The 18216-nt window shown below is 53.2% G+C and carries 22 protein-coding genes and 3 pseudogenes; 18 read left to right on the forward strand and 7 right to left on the reverse strand.

Annotated features, from left to right (window positions below; translation table 11 throughout):
* Window positions 1–234 precede the first annotated feature (234 nt).
* The 17 genes and pseudogenes from DXA15_RS14705 (at window position 235) to DXA15_RS14790 (ending at window position 11577) form a co-directional block, all read left to right on the forward strand.
* Window positions 235–450 carry a DUF4134 domain-containing protein gene (locus DXA15_RS14705; protein ID WP_085938935.1) on the forward strand — a complete coding sequence of 72 codons (216 nt, stop codon included), beginning with the start codon at window positions 235–237 and terminating at the stop codon, window positions 448–450.
* A gap of 10 nt (window positions 451–460) precedes the next feature.
* Complete coding sequence (locus DXA15_RS14710; RefSeq protein WP_128134508.1) at window positions 461–811, forward strand: DUF4133 domain-containing protein; 351 nt, start codon at window positions 461–463, stop codon at window positions 809–811.
* Window positions 774–3275: pseudogene (locus tag DXA15_RS14715) on the forward strand (TraG family conjugative transposon ATPase). The gene DXA15_RS14710 and the pseudogene DXA15_RS14715 overlap by 38 nt, the downstream one beginning before the upstream one ends.
* A 30-nt stretch (window positions 3276–3305) precedes the next feature.
* The gene (locus DXA15_RS14725; protein WP_075964281.1) at window positions 3306–3932 is read left to right on the forward strand and encodes a DUF4141 domain-containing protein; all 627 of its coding nucleotides are present in this window, start codon (window positions 3306–3308) and stop codon (window positions 3930–3932) included.
* Window positions 3933–3955: 23 nt separating this feature from the next.
* Window positions 3956–4974, forward strand: a pseudogene (traJ, locus tag DXA15_RS14730) (conjugative transposon protein TraJ).
* Window positions 4975–5010: 36 nt separating this feature from the next.
* The gene (traK, locus tag DXA15_RS14735) at window positions 5011–5634 is read left to right on the forward strand and encodes a conjugative transposon protein TraK (protein WP_128134510.1); all 624 of its coding nucleotides are present in this window, start codon (window positions 5011–5013) and stop codon (window positions 5632–5634) included.
* A 41-nt stretch (window positions 5635–5675) separates the two neighbouring features.
* Window positions 5676–5972: a hypothetical protein gene (locus DXA15_RS14740; protein WP_128134511.1), complete on the forward strand. Its 297-nt coding sequence runs from the start codon at window positions 5676–5678 to the stop codon at window positions 5970–5972.
* A gap of 1 nt (window position 5973) precedes the next feature.
* Complete coding sequence (locus tag DXA15_RS14745) at window positions 5974–6156, forward strand: hypothetical protein (protein ID WP_233567293.1); 183 nt, start codon at window positions 5974–5976, stop codon at window positions 6154–6156.
* Window positions 6157–7260, forward strand: coding sequence for a conjugative transposon protein TraM (gene traM, locus DXA15_RS14750; protein ID WP_128134513.1), 1104 nt, complete (start codon window positions 6157–6159; stop codon window positions 7258–7260). It abuts the gene before it with no gap.
* Window positions 7261–7296: 36 nt separating this feature from the next.
* Entirely contained in the window at window positions 7297–8190 is an 894-nt protein-coding gene (gene traN / locus DXA15_RS14755) for a conjugative transposon protein TraN (protein ID WP_128134514.1), read from the forward strand.
* 4 nt (window positions 8191–8194) lie between these two features.
* A pseudogene (locus tag DXA15_RS14760) lies at window positions 8195–8781 on the forward strand (conjugal transfer protein TraO).
* A gap of 20 nt (window positions 8782–8801) precedes the next feature.
* Window positions 8802–9296 (forward strand): TraQ conjugal transfer family protein, encoded by a 495-nt coding sequence (locus tag DXA15_RS14765; protein WP_128134515.1) that lies wholly within the window; start codon window positions 8802–8804, stop codon window positions 9294–9296.
* Window positions 9286–9609, forward strand: a complete 324-nt coding sequence (locus tag DXA15_RS25540; RefSeq protein ID WP_199676325.1) for a hypothetical protein — start codon at window positions 9286–9288, stop codon at window positions 9607–9609. Before DXA15_RS14765 ends, DXA15_RS25540 begins: the two co-directional genes overlap by 11 nt.
* A gap of 183 nt (window positions 9610–9792) precedes the next feature.
* The gene (locus DXA15_RS14775) at window positions 9793–10257 is read left to right on the forward strand and encodes a hypothetical protein (RefSeq protein WP_128134516.1); all 465 of its coding nucleotides are present in this window, start codon (window positions 9793–9795) and stop codon (window positions 10255–10257) included.
* Window positions 10258–10262: 5 nt separating this feature from the next.
* Window positions 10263–10727 carry a hypothetical protein gene (locus DXA15_RS14780; protein ID WP_128134517.1) on the forward strand — a complete coding sequence of 155 codons (465 nt, stop codon included), beginning with the start codon at window positions 10263–10265 and terminating at the stop codon, window positions 10725–10727.
* Window positions 10728–10730: 3 nt separating this feature from the next.
* Window positions 10731–11198, forward strand: coding sequence for a hypothetical protein (locus tag DXA15_RS14785; RefSeq protein ID WP_128134518.1), 468 nt, complete (start codon window positions 10731–10733; stop codon window positions 11196–11198).
* 124 nt (window positions 11199–11322) lie between these two features.
* Entirely contained in the window at window positions 11323–11577 is a 255-nt protein-coding gene (locus DXA15_RS14790; RefSeq protein WP_128134519.1) for a hypothetical protein, read from the forward strand.
* A gap of 166 nt (window positions 11578–11743) precedes the next feature.
* Here the strand turns inward: DXA15_RS14790 and DXA15_RS14795 are convergent, their stop codons facing one another.
* The 6 genes from DXA15_RS14795 to DXA15_RS14820 form a co-directional block, all read right to left on the reverse strand.
* On the reverse strand, window positions 11744–12520 hold the full coding sequence (locus DXA15_RS14795; protein WP_128134520.1) for a phage antirepressor KilAC domain-containing protein: 777 nt from the start codon (window positions 12518–12520) through the stop codon (window positions 11744–11746).
* A 275-nt stretch (window positions 12521–12795) separates the two neighbouring features.
* Complete coding sequence (locus DXA15_RS26590; protein ID WP_309296715.1) at window positions 12796–13377, reverse strand: DNA cytosine methyltransferase; 582 nt, start codon at window positions 13375–13377, stop codon at window positions 12796–12798.
* A 200-nt stretch (window positions 13378–13577) separates the two neighbouring features.
* Complete coding sequence (locus DXA15_RS14805; RefSeq protein ID WP_008766487.1) at window positions 13578–13952, reverse strand: hypothetical protein; 375 nt, start codon at window positions 13950–13952, stop codon at window positions 13578–13580.
* A gap of 3 nt (window positions 13953–13955) precedes the next feature.
* The gene (locus tag DXA15_RS14810; RefSeq protein WP_075965337.1) at window positions 13956–14288 is read right to left on the reverse strand and encodes a helix-turn-helix domain-containing protein; all 333 of its coding nucleotides are present in this window, start codon (window positions 14286–14288) and stop codon (window positions 13956–13958) included.
* A gap of 516 nt (window positions 14289–14804) precedes the next feature.
* Window positions 14805–14942: a hypothetical protein gene (locus DXA15_RS26595; protein ID WP_233567295.1), complete on the reverse strand. Its 138-nt coding sequence runs from the start codon at window positions 14940–14942 to the stop codon at window positions 14805–14807.
* Window positions 14943–15140: 198 nt separating this feature from the next.
* On the reverse strand, window positions 15141–16409 hold the full coding sequence (locus DXA15_RS14820) for a hemolysin family protein (protein WP_007653132.1): 1269 nt from the start codon (window positions 16407–16409) through the stop codon (window positions 15141–15143).
* A 96-nt stretch (window positions 16410–16505) separates the two neighbouring features.
* Between DXA15_RS14820 and DXA15_RS14825 the strand changes: the two genes are divergently transcribed.
* The gene (locus DXA15_RS14825; RefSeq protein ID WP_128134521.1) at window positions 16506–17627 is read left to right on the forward strand and encodes a DUF1887 family CARF protein; all 1122 of its coding nucleotides are present in this window, start codon (window positions 16506–16508) and stop codon (window positions 17625–17627) included.
* Window positions 17628–18005: 378 nt separating this feature from the next.
* Here the strand turns inward: DXA15_RS14825 and DXA15_RS14830 are convergent, their stop codons facing one another.
* Window positions 18006–18200: a hypothetical protein gene (locus DXA15_RS14830; protein ID WP_128134522.1), complete on the reverse strand. Its 195-nt coding sequence runs from the start codon at window positions 18198–18200 to the stop codon at window positions 18006–18008.
* Window positions 18201–18216 lie beyond the last annotated feature (16 nt).

Here is an 18216-nt window from a genome sequence, read left to right on the forward strand (position 1 = left end):
ATAGATCATGGATTACTTGTTGTGTGGTAACTTTAAAGTAATTCTTTCTTTGATATTTCCAATGGCTTTTTTCGTTTTAAGGGTATTTTTTCTTAAATTGATGACATTGTGGGCAAAGTGACGGACGTATTTGTATCCCTTATCGGGCGCATACCGGCAAAAACGGTCTTCCTGCTGGCATGACTGGCCACATGAACAGCCCCCGCGTTCGCCGTCGGTGACGGGTCCGCCGGGCTGGTACAGGCCACGCAGATGGTGACCTCGTACTTTGATCCCGCCACCAAGCTGATCTATGCGGCCGGTGCGCTCTGCGGGCTTATCGGAGCCATAAAAGTGTATTCAAAGTTCTCGTCAGGCGATCCCGATACGGGTAAAGTTGCCGGCAGCTGGTTCGGAGCCTGCGTGTTCCTGATCGTGGCCGCCACCGTCCTGAGGGCGTTCTTCCTGTAATCCGGCGGTCATGGAACATAAAGTGAACAAAGGGGCCGACCGGGGCGTGGAATTCAGCGGGCTGCAGGCGCAGTATCTCTATATCCTTGCCGGAGGCCTGCTCTCCGTCTTCCTCGTGTTCGTCATCCTGTACATGGCCGGGGTGAACCGGTGGTTCTGCATCCTTTTCGGGACAGTCTCGGCCTCGACCCTGGTCCTCACGGTCTTCCGCCTGGGCAGGAAGTACGGTCCCCACGGACTGATGAAACTGGCCGCGGCAAAGTGCCGCCCCTTCCATATTATCAATCGTAAACGTATCATTTCACTCTTTAAACGAAGCAGTCATGAGAAACATCCTGAAAGCGGCAACACTGGAAAGTAAGTTCCCGGTCCTCTCGGTCGAAAGGGGATGCATCCTCTCCAAGGATGCGGACGTGACCGTCGGCTTCAAGGTACGCCTGCCGGAGCTGTTCACCCTCACCTCGGCGGAGTACGCCGCCATGCACGGGGCGTGGGTGAAAGCCATAAAGGTGCTGCCCTGTTACACAGTCGTCCACCGACAGGACTGGTTCCTGGAGGAAAAATACAGGGCCGTAACTGGCCGGGACGACATGGGATTCCTGGACCGCAGCTTCGAGCTGCATTTCAACGAGCGTCCCTTCCTGAACCATTACGCCTACCTGTTCATTACCCGGACTACCCGCGAAAGAAGCCTGCAGCAGAGCAACTTCTCCATCCTTTGCCGGGGGGCCATCATTCCCCGGGAGGTCAGGGACAGGGAGGCGGTGGTCCGGTTCATGGAGAGCGTGGACCAGTTCGAACGCATCATGGGCGATTCAGGGCTGGTGGGGCTTGAACGCCTCACGACGGACGAGATTGTCGGTACCGGAAAGAAGGCCGGCATCATCGAGAAGTATTTCTCCCTCTCGCAGGAGAACACCACCACACTGAAAGACATCAGCCTTTCCCCCGCGGAGATGCGTATCGGGGACGAGATCCTCTCGGTGCATACGCTTTCCGACGCGGACGACCTGCCCGCAGCGGTGCGGACGGACGGGCGGTTCGAGAAGTATTCCACCGACCGCAGCGACTGCCGCCTCTCCTTTGCCGCCCCCGTGGGGCTGATGCTTTCCCATAACCATATCTATAACCAGTACGTGTTCATGGACGATCCGGCCGACACCCTTCAGCGTCTTGAGAAGACGGCTCGGAACATGCAGTCCCTCTCACGCTACAGCCGCGCCAACCAGATCAACCGCCAGTGGATCGAGGAATACCTGAACGAGGCGCATTCCTTCGGCCTGATCCCCGTACGCTGCCACTGCAACATCATGTCCTGGGCGGACAGCCGGGAAAGACTGAGGAATGTCAAGAACGACACCGGTTCGGCACTGGCACAGATGGGCTGCAAGCCCCGGTACAATACCGTGGACGCGCCGACCCTCTACTGGGCTGCCATTCCCGGCGGCGAGGGGGATTTTCCGGCTGAGGAGTCTTTCCATACGTTCATTGAGCAGGCGGCCTGCCTCTTCATCGGGGAGACGAACTACGCCTCCTCTCCCTCGCCATTCGGCATCAAGATGGCGGACCGGCTCAGCGGCAGGCCGCTGCACCTGGACATCTCGGACGAGCCGATGAGGCGGGGCATCACGACCAACCGCAACAAATTCATCCTGGGACCTTCGGGCAGCGGCAAGTCCTTCTTCACCAACCATCTCGTGCGCAACTATTACGAGCAGGGCGCGCACATCCTGCTGGTGGACACGGGAAACAGCTACAAGGGGCTGTGCCGGCTTATCCATGAGCGCACCCGCGGGGAGGACGGGATCTACATAACGTATGAGGAGGACCGCCCGTTCACCTTCAATCCCTTCTACAGCGAGGACCGGCAGTTCGACGTGGAAAAGAGGGAGAGCATCAAGACGCTGATCCTGACGCTCTGGAAGCGGGAGGACGAGCTGCCGAAACGCTCCGAGGAGGTCGCCCTTTCCGGCGCGGTGAACGCCTATATCCGCAGGATTACGGAAAACCCGGAGCTCCGGCCGAACTTCAACGGGTTCTACGAGTTTGTCCGTGACGACTACCGCCGGATGATGGAGAAAAAGAGGGTGCGTGAGAAGGACTTTGACATCGACGGGTTCCTGAACGTGCTGGAGCCGTTCTACAAGGGAGGGGACTATGACTTCCTTCTGAACTCGGACAAGGAGATCGACCTGACCCACAAGCGGTTCATCGTCTTCGAGCTGGACAACATATCATCGAACAAGGTGCTGCTTCCGGTGGTGACGCTCATCATCATGGAGACGTTCATCTCCAAGATGCGCCGCTTAAAAGGTATCCGCAAGGTCATCCTGCTGGAAGAGGCCTGGAAATCACTGATGTCCCCCAATATGGCCGCCTACATTTTGTACCTTTTCAAGACTGTCAGAAAGTATTTCGGGGAGGCGGTGGTGGTGACGCAGGAGGTGGACGACATCATCTCGTCCCCGATCGTGAAGGAGGCCATCATCAACAACTCGGACTGCAAGATCCTGCTGGACCAGAGGAAGTACCTTAACAAGTTCGAACGGATACAGACCCTTTTAGGACTGACCGACAAGGAATGCTCGCAGATCCTCTCCATCAACCGTGCCAACGACCCCTCACGCCGGTACAAGGAGGTATGAATTGGACTGGGAGGCGTGCAGTCGGCTGTCTATGCCACGGAGACCTCCACGGCCGAGTACCTTACCTACACGACGGAGGAGGGCGAGAAGCTGGAAGTGGAACGGATGGCGGCAAAGACCGGCAGCATGGAACAGGCCATACGGGTACTGGCCGCCGAAAAGAACAGCGGCAGGAAATAATCTTTGTAAAACATTTAAAAGAACGATTCAATGAGACGAAAAATTTTCAGCGCATTGTGCGCCTTTTTACTTACCGTACCGGCCATGCACGCGCAATGGGTGGTGACCGACCCGGGCAATCTGGCGCAGGGAATCGTGAACAGCGTCAACGAGATGGTGGAGACCTCCGAGACGGCGCAGAACGCCATGTCCACCTTCAAGGAGGCCTCGAAGATCTATGAGCAAAGCCGGAAATACTACGACATGCTCAAGAGCGTGAACTCGCTGGTGAGCGGGAGCCTGAAGGTCAAGGAGTCCGTGCTGATGCTCTCGGAAATCTCGGAGAGCTATGTGACGAACTACGGGAAGATGCTCACCGACGGGAACTACACGCAGCGGGAGCTGGAGGCCATCGCCTTCGGCTACAACAACATCATGAAGAAAAGCAGCGCGTCCGTGGCCGGGCTGAAGGACATCATCAACCCCACCGGCATGTCCATGACCGACAAGGAACGGCTGGACCTCATAGAAAGGGTGTACCGCGAGATGAGACATTACAGGACGCTGGTGAACTACTATACCCGAAAGAACCTGCGCGTCTCCTACCTGCGGGCCAGGGAGAAGGGCGAGACCGAGCAGGTCCTGAAACTTTACGGGGAGAACGAACGCTATTGGTAAACCTTTAAAAAGATACAGACTATATGGTATTACTATCCCTATCTTTCGACAGCCTGCACGGTATCCTGCGCCGGCTGTATGACGAGATGACCGAACTCTGCCAGCCGATGATGACGCTGGCCACGGCCATCGCCGCCCTGGGCGCGCTCTTCTACATAGCCTACCGCGTGTGGCAGTCCCTCTCGCGTGCCGAGCCGGTGGACGTGTTCGGCATGCTGCGCCCCTTCTGTCTGGGCATCTGCATCCTGTTCTTTGACGTGATCGTGCTGGGGAGCCTGAACGGTATCCTGAGCCCCGTCGTGCAGGGAACGGGTGCCATGCTCCACGACCAGACCTTCGACGTGAGGAAGTTCCAGGAGGAAAAGGACAGGCTGCTCTCCGAGATGCCCCTGAAGGTGGCCGTGACCGGGGAGTTCAATCCCACGGACGAGGAGCTGGAGAAGGAGATCGCCGACATGGGCTGGAACGGGGAGGACTACGCGGTGATGCAGCGGATGTCCCACACCTGTTACTCCTTCTCCCTGCAAAGCATCGTGCAGACCATCATGCGCAAGGTGATGGAGTTCCTTTTCCGCGCCGCCTCGCTGGTGGTGGACACGATCCGCACCTTCTTTCTCATCGTCCTCTCCGTGCTGGGGCCTATAGCCTTCGCTATCTCGGTCTTCGACGGTTTCCAGGGCACGCTCGTCCAGTGGCTGGCACGGTATATCAGCGTATATCTCTGGCTGCCCATCTCCGACCTGCTGGGGGTGATGCTCGCCAGGATACAGACGCTGGTGCTGCAAAGCGAGATGGGAATGATCCGGGATCCCTGAGCGTCTTCTCCCCGGACGGATCGACAGCCATCTATCTGGTGTTCATGCTCATAGGGCTGGTGGGATATTTCTGCGTCCCTACCGTGGCGAACTGGGTGGTACAGGCCGGAGGCATGGGGGCGTACAACCGGAACATGAACAACACGGCAAGCAAGGCCGCCAACGTGGGCGGGGCCGTAGCCGGGGCATCCACGGGCAACGTGGCCGGAGTGCTGCTGAAAAAGTAAAAACGACTGAATAATAACATTCATTCATTTCAAGACATGGAATTCAAGAGCTTAAAAAACATCGAGTCCTCGTTCAGGCAGATCCGCCTGTTCAGCCTCGTCTTCCTCGCCTCCTGTACCCTCCTGAGCGTTTTCTCCGTCTGGAAGTCCTACCGGTTCGCCGAGGAGCAGCGGGAGAAGATCTACGTGCTGGACGAGGGGAAGTCGCTCATCATGGCCCTCTCGCAGGACGCCGCGCGCAACCGCCCGGTGGAAGCGAGGGAGCACGTGCGCCGCCTGCACGAGCTGTTCTTCACGCTGGCCCCCGACAAGGCGGCCATCGAGTCGAACATAAACCGGGCGATGTACCTGGCCGACAAGAGCCTGTACGGGTATTACCGGGACTGGAACGAGAAAGGGTTCTATAACCGGCTCATCAGCGGGAACGTCAACCAGACGGTGGTGGTGGACAGCATGAGTTGCGATTTCGACAGCTATCCCTACCGCGTCACCACCTATGCCAGGCAGATGATCATCCGGGGGAGCAACATCACCGAACGCTCCCTGGTGACACGCTGCCGCCTGCAGAGCACGGTCCGCTCGGACAACAACCCGCAAGGGTTCCTTGCGGAGCATTTCGAGATTCTGGAAAACAGGGACCTGCGTACCGTGGAAAGGTAACGGTGTCCCGCAGTAATCAATCATTCAATAATATCTGGAAAATGGATATAAAATCAACGGCAAGGGAAAGGTTGAAGGCATATCTGGACGGCCTTTCCGAGAAACAGAGACGGGGCATCCTCGTGGCGATGCTGGCCTTCACCTGCGTCGCATCGGGTATCGTCCTGCTGCGCGCCGCCGGCCGGCTGACACCGGCAAGGGAGCGCATGGAGCTTCCCTTCGAGGAAGGCAGCCTCACGGATACCCTGCGCAGGCTGCCCGATCCCCTGAAAGGACAAGTAACAAGTATTTACCGGACCATTAAACAACCCCAGCAGAATGGAAAACAGGAAAAGTAACATGGAAGAAGGACACGTGCCCGCCGGGGAAGCCCCGGAAGGCACACGGCCGGCGGAAGCCGGTTCCGTCCCCTCCGAAGGGACAAGAACGGAAAAGCGGCTTAGCGGGGAGGAAATCCTGCGCCGCAGGAAATACATCGTCATACCGGTCTTCGTGCTGGTATTCCTTGCTGTCCTCTACTGAATATTCGCCCCTTCCGGTGACAGCGGGGAAACGGTGGCGGGCGGTTCCGGATTCAACGTGAACGTACCGGACCCGGCAGCGGTCCAACTGGAAGGGAATAAAACGGACGTTTATGAAAGACAGCAGGCCCGTCGCGAGAAAGACAGACGGATGCAGTCGCTTTCCGACCTTGCCGGAAGGTTGTTGGAAGGTAAGGGGCAAACGGACAGCGTCACCGCTCCAAACGGCAGCATACGGCAGTCGGCGGACACTTACGAGAAGATCACGGAGCAGCTGGAAAGTTTCTACGAGACACCGCAGGAAACGGCCGGCGGCCTGGAACAGAAGGTGGATGAGCTGAACCGCCGGCTGGAAGAGGCAGAAGCGGAAAACCGGCGAGCGGAATCCCGCGAGCGGATGATGGAACAGTCCTACCGGATGGCCGCCAGGTACCTGACCCCCAACCCGGAAGGCTCGCCCGGCGAGGCGAAGGAGGAAGAAAAGCCGGAGCCTGTCCCCGTCAGCCGGGCGGAGAGCGGAACGACCTCCGCCCTGGAGCAGCCGCTGACGGATTCCGCGTTTGTCGCCTCACTGGCCGTGGAGAGGAACTACGGTTTCAACACGGCGGTGGGCAGCAGCTACCGGATGGGGATGAACACCATCCCGGCCTGCATCTCCGAGAATCAGACCCTCGAGCAGGGAGGACGGGTGAAGCTGCGCCTGCTCGAGCCCCTGCAGGCCGGAAGTGTCACTGTGCCGGCCAACAGCCTGGTGACCGGTACGGCCGACATCCGGGGGGAACGTCTGGACATCCTGGTAAGCAGCATCGAATATGCCGGGAATATCATCCCGGTAGAACTGGCCACATATGACATTGACGGGCAGCGGGGCATCTTCGTGCCGGGATCGGAAAGCCGGACGGCCGCCAAGGAAGTATTGGGGGACGTGAGCCAGAGCATGGGAGGCAGCATCTCCTTCGCCGGTTCCGCCGGGCAGCAGGTGGCGATGGACCTCACGCGGGGTGTCCTGCAAGGCGGGACACGGTTCATCTCGCAGCGGGTCAAGGCGGTCAAGGTAAAGCTGAAGGCCGGGTACAAGGTGTTACTGGTCACAAAAAAGCAATAACAAGGTTTAACTGTAATTTTTAAGCAATCATTCAAGATGAGAACATTCATTCTTTTAATCATGGCTGCGCTGGCGGGGATGACCTGCCGGGCGCAGGAGCGCAAGCCGGAGGGCGGAGTCAGGATCCTGACCGCCGGCCAGCACATCACGCCCTACAGGATCGGCGTGCCCTTCAGCAAGACGGTTCATATCCTTTTCCCCTCGGAGGTCCGCTATGTCGACCTGGGCAGCACGGACATCATCGCGGGCAAGGCGGACGGCGTGGAGAACGTGGTGCGCGTAAAGGCGGCCGTCCGGGATTTCCCCGGCGAGACGAACTTCTCGGTCATCACGGGCGACGGATCGTTCTATTCGTTCCTCGTCTCCTACGAGGAGGAGCCGGAAGCGTTGAACATCAATATGGACAGCCGGTTTCCGACAGAATCCTCCACTGAGGGAAGCGCCGTCCGTGTGACCGAGCTCGGCGAGGAGGACCCTTCGGTCATCGCCAGCCTGATGTACACCGTACACCGTCTGGACCGCAGGGACGTGAAGCATATCGGTTGCCGCCAGTTCGGGATGCAGGCCCTGCTCAAGGGCATCTATGTGCATAAGGACCTGCTGTTCCTCCACATCTCATTGGCCAACTCCTCGCATGTGCCCTTCGACATTGACTTCGTGCGCTTCAAGGTGGTGGACAAGAAAGTGGCCAAGCGAACGGCACAGCAGGAGACCTACATCGAGCCGGTGCGCGCGCTCAACGAGCTGAGGCGCATAGAGGGCAAGGGGAAAGGACGCATCGTCTATGCTTTCCACAAGGTGGTCATCCCCGATGACAAGCTCATCGAGGTGGAGATTTACGAAAAAGGCGGCGGACGCCACCAGCGGTTCCATATCGAGAACAGCGACCTGGTGGACGCCGGACTGGTGGACGAACTGATAAAGGAGTAATTCTATGAGGAAATATCTGTTTATAATAATGATGTGCGCCTTCCTGTCCTCTTTGGCGGGCAAGGTTTCCGCCCAACGCTACCTGCCGGGCAGACGGGGCTTGAACTGAGGCTGGGCGGCGTGGATGACTTCGGAAGGAACGTAAGGCACCTGAGGGGGAATTTCCAGATCGGACTGGCCCTGAGCCGTTACAACCGCAACCGCTCGCGCTGGGTATTCGGGGCGGATTATGTGAAGAAGCATTACGCCTATAAGAAAATAGCGGTTCCCAAGGAGCAGTTCACCGCGGAGGCGGGCTGTCTCTTCCCGTTCCTCTCGGACAGGGGCAGGAACGTGTTCCTCTCCGCCGGCCTGTCCGCGCTGGCCGGTTATGAGAGGATAAACCGGAATGGCAGGCTCCTTTATGACGGGGCGACCCTGCTGCACAAGGGGGCCTTCATCTACGGCTTCGCCCCGGCATTCGAGATGGAGGCGTACCTGACCGACCGCTGGGCTTTTCTTTTCAATGTCCGGCAGCGTGTCTTCTTCGGATCGTCCGTAGGACATTTCCATACGGTAGTGGCCGTCGGACTGAAATATATCATCGATTAATCTTTTAAGAACTGGAAACAATGAAATTAGGAACATTCATCATGGGATGCGCGCTGGCCCTGCTGGCGTGCACCCTTGCCGGCTGCGACGACCGTCTGGAGGTGCGGCAGGCATACGACTTCTCGCTCTCTTCCTGGTACCTGCAAGAAGGTATTGAGCCGGATGAGACGGTGGAGATCCGTCTGACGCTTAACCGCGAGGGGGATTATCGCGAGGCCCGTTACCGCATCGGATACATACAGCTGGAGGGTGACGGTGAGGTGTTCGCCGCGGACGGCACCAGACTGGTGAACCGCGAGCTGACGGAGCTCTCCGGCATCGCAGGGCTGGACACGACGGACATCCGCCGCCAGGTGTTCACCCTCTTTTACCGGAACACGGGTGGGGACAATCCCGGGATCCGCTTCGTGGCGGTGGACAACTTCGGCGTGGAACGGACACTGGACATCCCGTTCTCCATCGAGGATAAAGATATAACCAACATCGTTAAAAATAAGGAACCATATGTTGATTAGGAGAGTTTGGCAAATGCCCAACAGTCGTACATTCAGTATCAAGCCTATTCGGGAACTCATTCAAAAATACGCAAACGGCTATACCATAGATCCGTTTGCGGCCGGGAACAGGCTTGCGAACGTAACGAATGATATTGATCCCCAGTATGATACTGATTTTCATATGGATGCCACGGATTTCCTGAATTTATTTAAACCGGATAGTGTGGATACGGTTCTATATGATCCTCCTTATTCTCCACGGCAAGTTGCGGAATGTTATAAAGCGTTAGGGATCACGGTCAATATGCAAACCACCCAGGCTTCATACTGAAGCAGGCAGAAAGAGGCCATCGGTCGAATTGTAAAAAAAGGAGGCATTGTAATCACCTGCGGATGGAACTCTGGTGGAATAGGCAAGAAATACGGTTTTGAAATCATAGAGATTCTATTGGTCGCCCACGGCGGGTGGCATAATGATACGATCGTGACAGTGGAAAAAAAAGTATTATAGAATATGACGGAACAGGAAAAATACGGCATGGAGCAGCTTGCCGAGTATCTGGACATGCGGATACGGAACGAGGAAAAAAATATAAAGGAGAACCGGGATAAACTGGACCGGGATTACCTTTATCATTTTGCGTGGAACGGGGAGGAGCTGTTCAAGTCCCATTTCATGGTAAAGCAATACGGGGAACTCCGGCAGGTAATCAGGGTGGCGGAAGCTCCCGGGGAGGTGCATGGATATATACAGCATAAACGGGAGGAATGCCTGAAGGAGCTGGTCAGCGGGAGTATCCGCAGGCGTAGCACGGACGATATTTTCAATCTGGCACATACCTACCGGCTGGAATGTATGCAGGGACTGGTCAAGGATTATGCTGGCTTCGAACGGCTTCTGTCCATGAAGGCTCCCCAGAAGGAGATAAAAACGAAGAAGGCCCCTGAAAGAAAGAGGCCGGACGGATTAAAGATGTAACGTATATGAGGCAGGAAAACTGGAGCGTCCGCAAACTACGGAAATTGCTGGACAACAAGATCGCAGCCGTCGAGAATGTCATGCGCGAGGGGTTGGAGTCCGCCTCTACGGACTACTGCCGTTTCTTTGAGTGGAAAGCCGCGTACCTGTACAAGGGGGAGCTACTGCGCGGGCATTACCGCCTGTTACGTAATAAAGTCAGCAGGACGGATGACGTGGAGGATCTGAAGAGGTATTTCGGGGATATCGCCATGTACCACAGGGAAAGGCTGACGGGCGGAACGCCGGCGGGAAGCGGCACCCACCCGATGGCGGACACCTGCCGCGCGCTGTCGCTGGAATGCTCGCGGCAGGTGCTGAAAGATTGCATGGAGTTCTCGCGTATCCTTTCCCTCGGACAGCCGGAAGAGGACGTGAAAAAGGAAAACAGACAACCCGTAAAACATAGGACGAACGGATTAAAACGATAAGGTATGGAAAGACAGAACCCAGGCATGGTCCGGTTTATGGACCGGCTGAATGAGAAAATGGAACTCCTGGACGAAAAGATCCAGAACAAGGCGGCAAAAGCCGGTGAGGATTACCTCTCCTTTTTCGAGTCACACGCGGAAGAGGCGTACAAGGAGTATTACCTGTACAAATGTTTCAGGGACTTGAGAAAGAAGGCAAGGGAATCGGGCAGTCCGGAAAAAGTGTTGGAGTATCTGAAAAAGAGGCAGAATGTCTGCCTGGACACGTTGCTCAGGCAGGACATCGCCGCCCGCAGTACAAGCCCGATGGCGAACATGGCACACACGCTGCGGCTCGAATGCGTCCAGCAGCTCGTGGAGGATTACGGGCATTTCATCCGGATACTTGCCGACACGCTACGGCAGCAGGAGACGCGGCGGGATACCCGGACACTCAAGGAAAAGGAAAACCGGAGGGGGCCAAAACTATAGCCTTCCCGTTCCCGGATGAGTACGGGAATAAAGAAAAATAAAGTTAAGTTATGGATAATGAGAGTTATATCATTATGAAAGGTCAGGATGGCCGCTTTACTTTGTGAAATAAAAACAACTGGACATGAGGATTGTGGAGCATAGCGTAAGACGTTGGGAGTCTTACCCGGAAGCAGACACGGAAACCTGCCTGTGGGAAGCCTGCGTGGAGCACGAAGGCGAATATTACGAGGTGCAAGTGGAAGCAAGGGAGGTCGGCGGTGACAAGATGTATTATATGGGGTATATCAGGAATACCCAATGTATAAAAGCGCATTTCAGTGACGGCTGGCTGGGCTTCGGCTTTTCCGATATACGTGCACGTGCAAGTATATCCTGAAGTCAATGCGGAAAGTGATCCGGGGGGACTACAGCTCCATCAGGGGAGCGGACCATTCGGTAGACATGCCTTGATAAATAAACCAGGTCCGGGACGGAGATTTCAAGGGCTGTTCTCCCAAATAACGGGGAACAGCCCTTTTTTTGTTGCCGCCAGCGGCGAAAGGTTAAAAGAGAGACAGGCTGCTGAAGAGGCAGTGGATGAACAGACGGCCCTTCTCGGTCCACACCGTATGCATGGCCGTACCGGTTTCCCCGCAGCGGCTCTGCCAGCTGTGCGTATGGGTCCGTGTGTATCCTTCCTTCTGATAACGTGCGGTAAGCAGCCAGGTTCCGCCTTGGCGGAACTGGATACCGAGAGCCTTCAGCCTCCGGTTCAGCTCCCTGCCGCTCATGCCCAACTCCTTGGCGATCTGCGTGACCGTGTAAGTGCTTGGAGAGTGGAGCACCTCGTCGAAATAACGTACTTTCGGGGCCTGCAGGCTCAATTTAAGGGCGTTCAGCGCGTTTTCCTTTTCCAGTCCGGATATGTACCGGTCACGCTCTCTCAGCTTGGCCTCCGCCAGTTGCAGGGTCCGCGAGAGCAGTTCCGCGTCCGTTTCCCCCTCTTTTCCCAGCAGATAGCCGCCCTCCTTGAGCGTGCGGGGGACCAGCTCGTCGAAGATCCAGCTTTCGAACCTCTCGGCCGAGGGCAGGCGGCTACAGGCCATCAGGCGGTACAGGTTCCCCTCGTCGATGAACTTCACTTTCTGTCGGCCGCCTGCCGTCAGGAGGTCGTGGACGCATACCCCCTTCGGCCTGCAATGCCGGTTGACGGCATCCTTGGGATTGGCGTATCCCAATGCCGAGGCCACGTCCCTGGCGCAAAACCAGACCCTGCCTCCGGCTTCCACGGTCCGGACCTTGCCGAACTCGGGATGTTCTGTTATGACTAACGTGCGCATGTCGTTTACTGTTTATAGGTTGATTCTATCGCTTTGAATATCTCATGGATTACCTGGGGGACGATGGCGTTCCCGTATCCCTTGACGGACTGCTGCCGCCAGGAAGAAAAGGTAATACCGTCCAGCTCGTGGGGAACCCCATCATCTCGGCCACAAACAGGGGATTGAGTTGGAAACTCCTCCCAGTTTGGGCAAAGGAATCGGGAAGGCCGCCCTGCCGCGGGTTCTTCCCCTTCCTCCCAATGTGCTCCAAGGTCGGGAGCAGCCCGTGGAAGTCAAGGAAGTCCGTCAGGCCGTTGGGATTCTTCTCCCCGTCTTCCGTCTCGTGCATGGAGGTGCGCCCCTGACGTTTCCAACGTTCCACCCGTTGCCAGTGGTGGATCTCCGTTGCTGTCGGGGTGGGCAGCAGCATCTCGCGGATGATCTCCGGCAGGCCCTTCTGTTGGCTTCCGGGTCCCCTTACCTTGAAGTCCGAGGCTATCGGCGTGGGCAACAAACCATACACGGTCCCTTCTGTGCGGGGCACCGACGGCACAAGCCGGAATAAGCAGCGGCTGGACGGTATATCCTTCACGCTCAAGATCACGGCAGATGGTCTCGACGACGTATTCCTCCCGCTTACGGTATACAGGCTGATCCTCTCCGAACAGAGAGGGCTGACATCCCACGTGAGCCGCCTTGCCGGGCTGTACCACCTGGAGGATGCCACCAACGTTCTCACCAACAATCCAACCGGGCCGGATCTCGTGAATGGCACGGAGCATGTGAGGCCAGAGGTAACGGCTGTCCTCCGCACCCTTTCGCCGGCCGGCAACGGAAAAGGGCTGGCATGGAAAACCTCCCGTGAGGATGTCGATCCGTCCCCTTCATCCCCGAAAATCCGTAGTTGTAATATCCGTATAACTTTTTGCATGGCTGAACCAGTAATTTAAAATTCGGTTACAAAACTCATCTATCTCACAGTGGAAGGCGTTGCGCCATCCCATTCATTCGGCGGCAAGATCTGCCGCACCAAACCCGCTGAAAAGCGAGGCGTGTACCAGCTGTCTCATATTTATTATCTGATTGAAGGTTCCGTTTCTTTTTTTTCTTTCTCCGCCACTTCCAGAATGAAGGCTTTCTCGTCTATCTTCCGGTAGACGCCCCCCATCTCAAGCATGTTCTTGAGCCGGAGGATGTCGGTGATTTCATAGACTGTCATACCGTTCCGGTGGACGAAACGGATGTAGCCTTTCTGTCTTTGTCTTTCCACTTCCTCACGGCTTATCTGCAGCAGTTCGCAGATTTCTTCCAATGTGAAGGTTAGCTGCACTTCCTTCGTCGCGCAGGCATAGGCCAGGATACTCAGCATCTGCAGGCATTTGCGATGCGCCTTGACAAGAGACGCAAACTTGTTGCGCTCGATCATGATGACTTTACTTTGATTTTCCATCTTCTATGATTTTTTTACGGGTTTGTTATTTCTGATGTCCGGACTTTCGTCCCTGTATTCCTCACGGAGGAACCGGTATACATCGGAAGCCCAGAAGTATATCTTGCCGCTCAGCTTGAAATAAGGCAGCTTGCCCGAGTTACGCCAGCGGATGAGGGTCCGGTCACAGACTTTCAGCTGCAGGCGCATGTCACGGCTGTCCAGCATCTGTTTGCCATTAAAGCTGGTCATGGCATCCAGTGCCGTTTCCAGCCGGGTGATGAGCTCCCGCTGCTCGGAGAAGCTCTTCTGGATTAATGCTTTCAGCATTTCGATGTCTTCATTTCCTGCTTCCATCTTTTGTTCTTTTTCGTTCGTCATTTATCCTTCTTTCTGCCGCAAAGTTTGGGAAAAAGGAAATGTAAAAATAGGGCTGACGGATACCGCCAGCCCTATTTTTTATCTGTAATACACTTATTATCAATACCTATTTCTTTTATTTTTTTTGTTTGCCCGAATAAAATGCGGCAGGATTGGAAGTTGTCTTTAGATTTTAAAAAGTATCGATATGCCTTCGAATTTTCTGCAAAAAAAAAGGACCAGCAAATAATGCCGGCCCTTAATTAAAAGTTTTCGATTGATTTGTTGCACCCGAAAATATTGACTATCTTTGTGATAGAGATATTTGAAATTATGCAGAGAAACGCAATATGCAGCAAGACTTTTGCTACTAATGTGTTACCTGTTACCTTTGAAATTAGCCCTTACTTTTTGATTTTCAAAAAGATAAAATCAATCACTTAGATTTCTTAATAAACATATATGTTTTGAATACAAAAGTCCCTTATTTTGATTACAAAAGAAGGGTGCTTTTCAAACCTGCTTCGCATAAGTAAAGATAGAGAAAGCACCACTTTCTATCCGTGCATTTACCTTCGGGTCTGTGATAACTTTATTGTCAAAAACAAAACAAATTCGTTTGCCGATAGATCTTTCCGTAGCATCTGCCATCGACTCACTTGGGATTGGTTTATAGTCCCAACAATCATATACATCATTCTATTATCCGAGTATGAGAAAGAATCCAATCTTAGAAAGGCAAAATCTTTGACTGTTATAATTGATTCTTTTGATTTGATTTATTCCTGAATAATCTAGTTGGTCTATATAAGAATAAATCCTTCCACAATAAACCTTTATTAAAGATTTTCAATCGATCTTCTTCACCAGCACCTTGTCGATACGTGCACCGTCCATATCTACGATTTCAAATTCAAAGGTCAGCCAGGTCAGCGTCTCACCGGTCTTCGGAACGCGTTCAAGAATTTCCAGGATCAGACCACTCAACGTATTATAATCGTGTTCGGCATACAGATCTTCCATATCGAAATACTCCAGAAAATCATAGAAGTTATACTGTCCGTCAACCAACCAGGAGCCATCGGCACGCTGCACGATCTCGGCCTCCTCTCCCACTTCCGGAACCTGTCCGATCAGCCCTTCCATAATATCTTTCAGGGTAACAATTCCCTGGATTCCTCCAAATTCATCCGTAACAATACCATATTTAACACGTGCTTCCTTAAACTGCTCCAAAGCATTATACACACTCTGGTTCTCGGGAAGGTATTGGGCGGGACGTATTACCTCTTCCAACGAAAAGTCAGGTTCGTCAATCCGGCCGAACAGGTCTTTCAGATAAACAACACCTTTGATATTATCAAACTTCTCGGATGCTACCGGATATATATTAAACAGGTTTTCCTGTACCTTTTCACGGATTTTCTCAATGCTGTCGGTGACATCCAGCCATACCAGATCGCTCCGGTGTGTCATGATCGAACCGACATTACGGTCTCCCAGGTTGAACACACGTTCTACGATATCCTGTTCCACTTCCTGCACTTCACCTCCGTCAAAGCCTTCTTTGACAATCGCCTTGATCTCCTCTTCCGTTACTTTATTTTCTTCGTTTGCTTTAATTCCGGTAATTTTTATAACAAGGGAAGTGCTCTTCGACAATAACCAGACAAAAGGCAAAGCCAGCTTCGATAAAAAGTACATCGGCTTAGCGACCAACATAGAAACCCGTTCGGCATACCCCATACCGATACGCTTCGGAACAAGTTCACCCATAATCAAGGTCAGATAAGTCACAATTATAACGATTATTGTTTTAGATACTCCCAGTGCATAAGGCTCCAGCACAGGCACATGACGTACCACTTCTGCCAGGTTATAAGCAAACGCCTCTCCTGAATACAAACCGGTCAGGATGCCGATTAGCGTAATTCCGATCTGGATAGTTGATAAAAACCGGTCGGGTTCTCCAGCCAGCTTCAAAGCTGTTTGCGCTGATTTATTACCTCTTTTTGCATCCAGTTCCAGCCGGGCCTTGCGGGCAGACACCAGAGCAATTTCAGACATAGACAAAATACCGTTCAACAAGATAAGGCCGATAATAATAAAAATTTCCATTTGCTATATATACAGCGATTGATTAGGCAACGAAGATATGAATTATATCGAAATTAATACTACATTTAGAACCTTAATTAATACATGATTTAAAACATGAAACATCAGATCATATTACTTGGCAAAGATATAACCTCCGTTTATCACGGAATCAAAGAATTCGGGCCCGACCATGTGCATTTGCTTTGCACGAATGAGACAAAAGAGGTGGCAGCTCCCCTATTTCCGCTCCTTCCCGACGGCATCCGCCGGACATTATACCGGACCGAACCATACGACGGAGAACATGTCCGTAACGTTTGCCGCAAAATACACCAAACGTATCCTTCCGCCGAATTTGCCTACAACCTGTCGGAAGGTACCAAAGTAATGGCATTCGCAGCTTTCACCATCGCAAAAGAATACAGCGTCCCAGCCTTTTACCTGTCACAATTGGGCGAACTGATCCGACTGGACAGCTTTGAGAAATACCCGATGAAAAGCCAACTGGATAACAAGGAGATACTGGGACTGAGCGGAAATATCCTGACAGAATATCAGGACGCCAAACACTTGAGTAATACCGACGTGCAGGCTTCCGGCCTGATCAAACAGTTCATCGAACAATATCCGAAAGAGCATACCATGATACAGATGTTCTTCAACATCTTCTGTAACAGGGAACTGTCACGCCTTCCGGCATCACGTGTTTTCAAAAACGGACTGCGTTTCAAACAGAGGCAAGGTACTTTTCTTGTTGCCCAACAGAACCGTGTGTTGCTCAGGCTAATGACACCGAACGCCTGCATGTTGTTTTTCAAAGGACGCTGGTGGGAAACACTGGTAGCACACAAAGTCAGATCATGGAGCCAAAAACGTCCCAACAGCCCAGAGGTATGGCAAAGCGTCCTGTTTCAGACAGAGGGAAACAATCCAAGGACAAAGAATGAAGTAGATGTACTGCTGAACAACCAACAGAAACTAATCTTTATCGAATGTAAATCAGGACAAGTCACCCAAAATGATATTTATAAGATTGATGCGGTGCGCGAAACATATGGCGGAGATATTTCTTTAGCCGTTTTAGCCAGTTATTATCCGGTAGAAGACAACCTGCGGGAGAAATGCAAGGATTTACAAATAAACCTGTTCGCCCCTTCTTATATAGAAGAGCGCATCAACCACCTGAACATGCTGCCTGCATGGCTTGAAAAGTTATCCAACTCCCTGCAACTATAAAATAAAAGAAGCCGTTCTACCTTCTCAGGCGGAACGGCTTTTATCAATCGATAAGTTTTTGCTAATCTAATACATATTAGAAAACAATATCGGGAGATAGATACTTACACTTATTCTAAATTCTAAACTTCATCATCATATTCATAGAGGGAAACTTGTTTGTCTCCCCAACACCTACTTACACTGCAAACGACGTGCCAAAAACAGCAAGGAATAGAGAAATAATCACTAACAAACTAGTTGTCAGATAATAAAAGATTATTTCACAACATTTCCAATTTCACTCTACCGCAGAAGTGTGGTGGGGAATCAATGGGGAAATGGGGAATTTTTCCACACCACACTCCTATTGCATATCACAACTGTGTTCCTTTTGTTTCACAGATGGATTCCGTTTGTATCACAGTTGGATTTCTTCTGTTTCACAGCTGTGATACGAATAAGGAATATGATAAAAAGAGAAGCATCTAAAGGGTTTACAGCACTGACTGCCGGGTAGTCCTTAACAAACCGGCAGATGACCGAAGTTATATCCCGACAAAAAAGCCAGTCCTGCAACAGACTGGCTTTCATTCGTACCTTATATATA

The organism is Parabacteroides sp. AM58-2XD (assembly GCF_003463685.1).
GTDB classification, from domain to species: domain Bacteria; phylum Bacteroidota; class Bacteroidia; order Bacteroidales; family Tannerellaceae; genus Parabacteroides; species Parabacteroides segnis.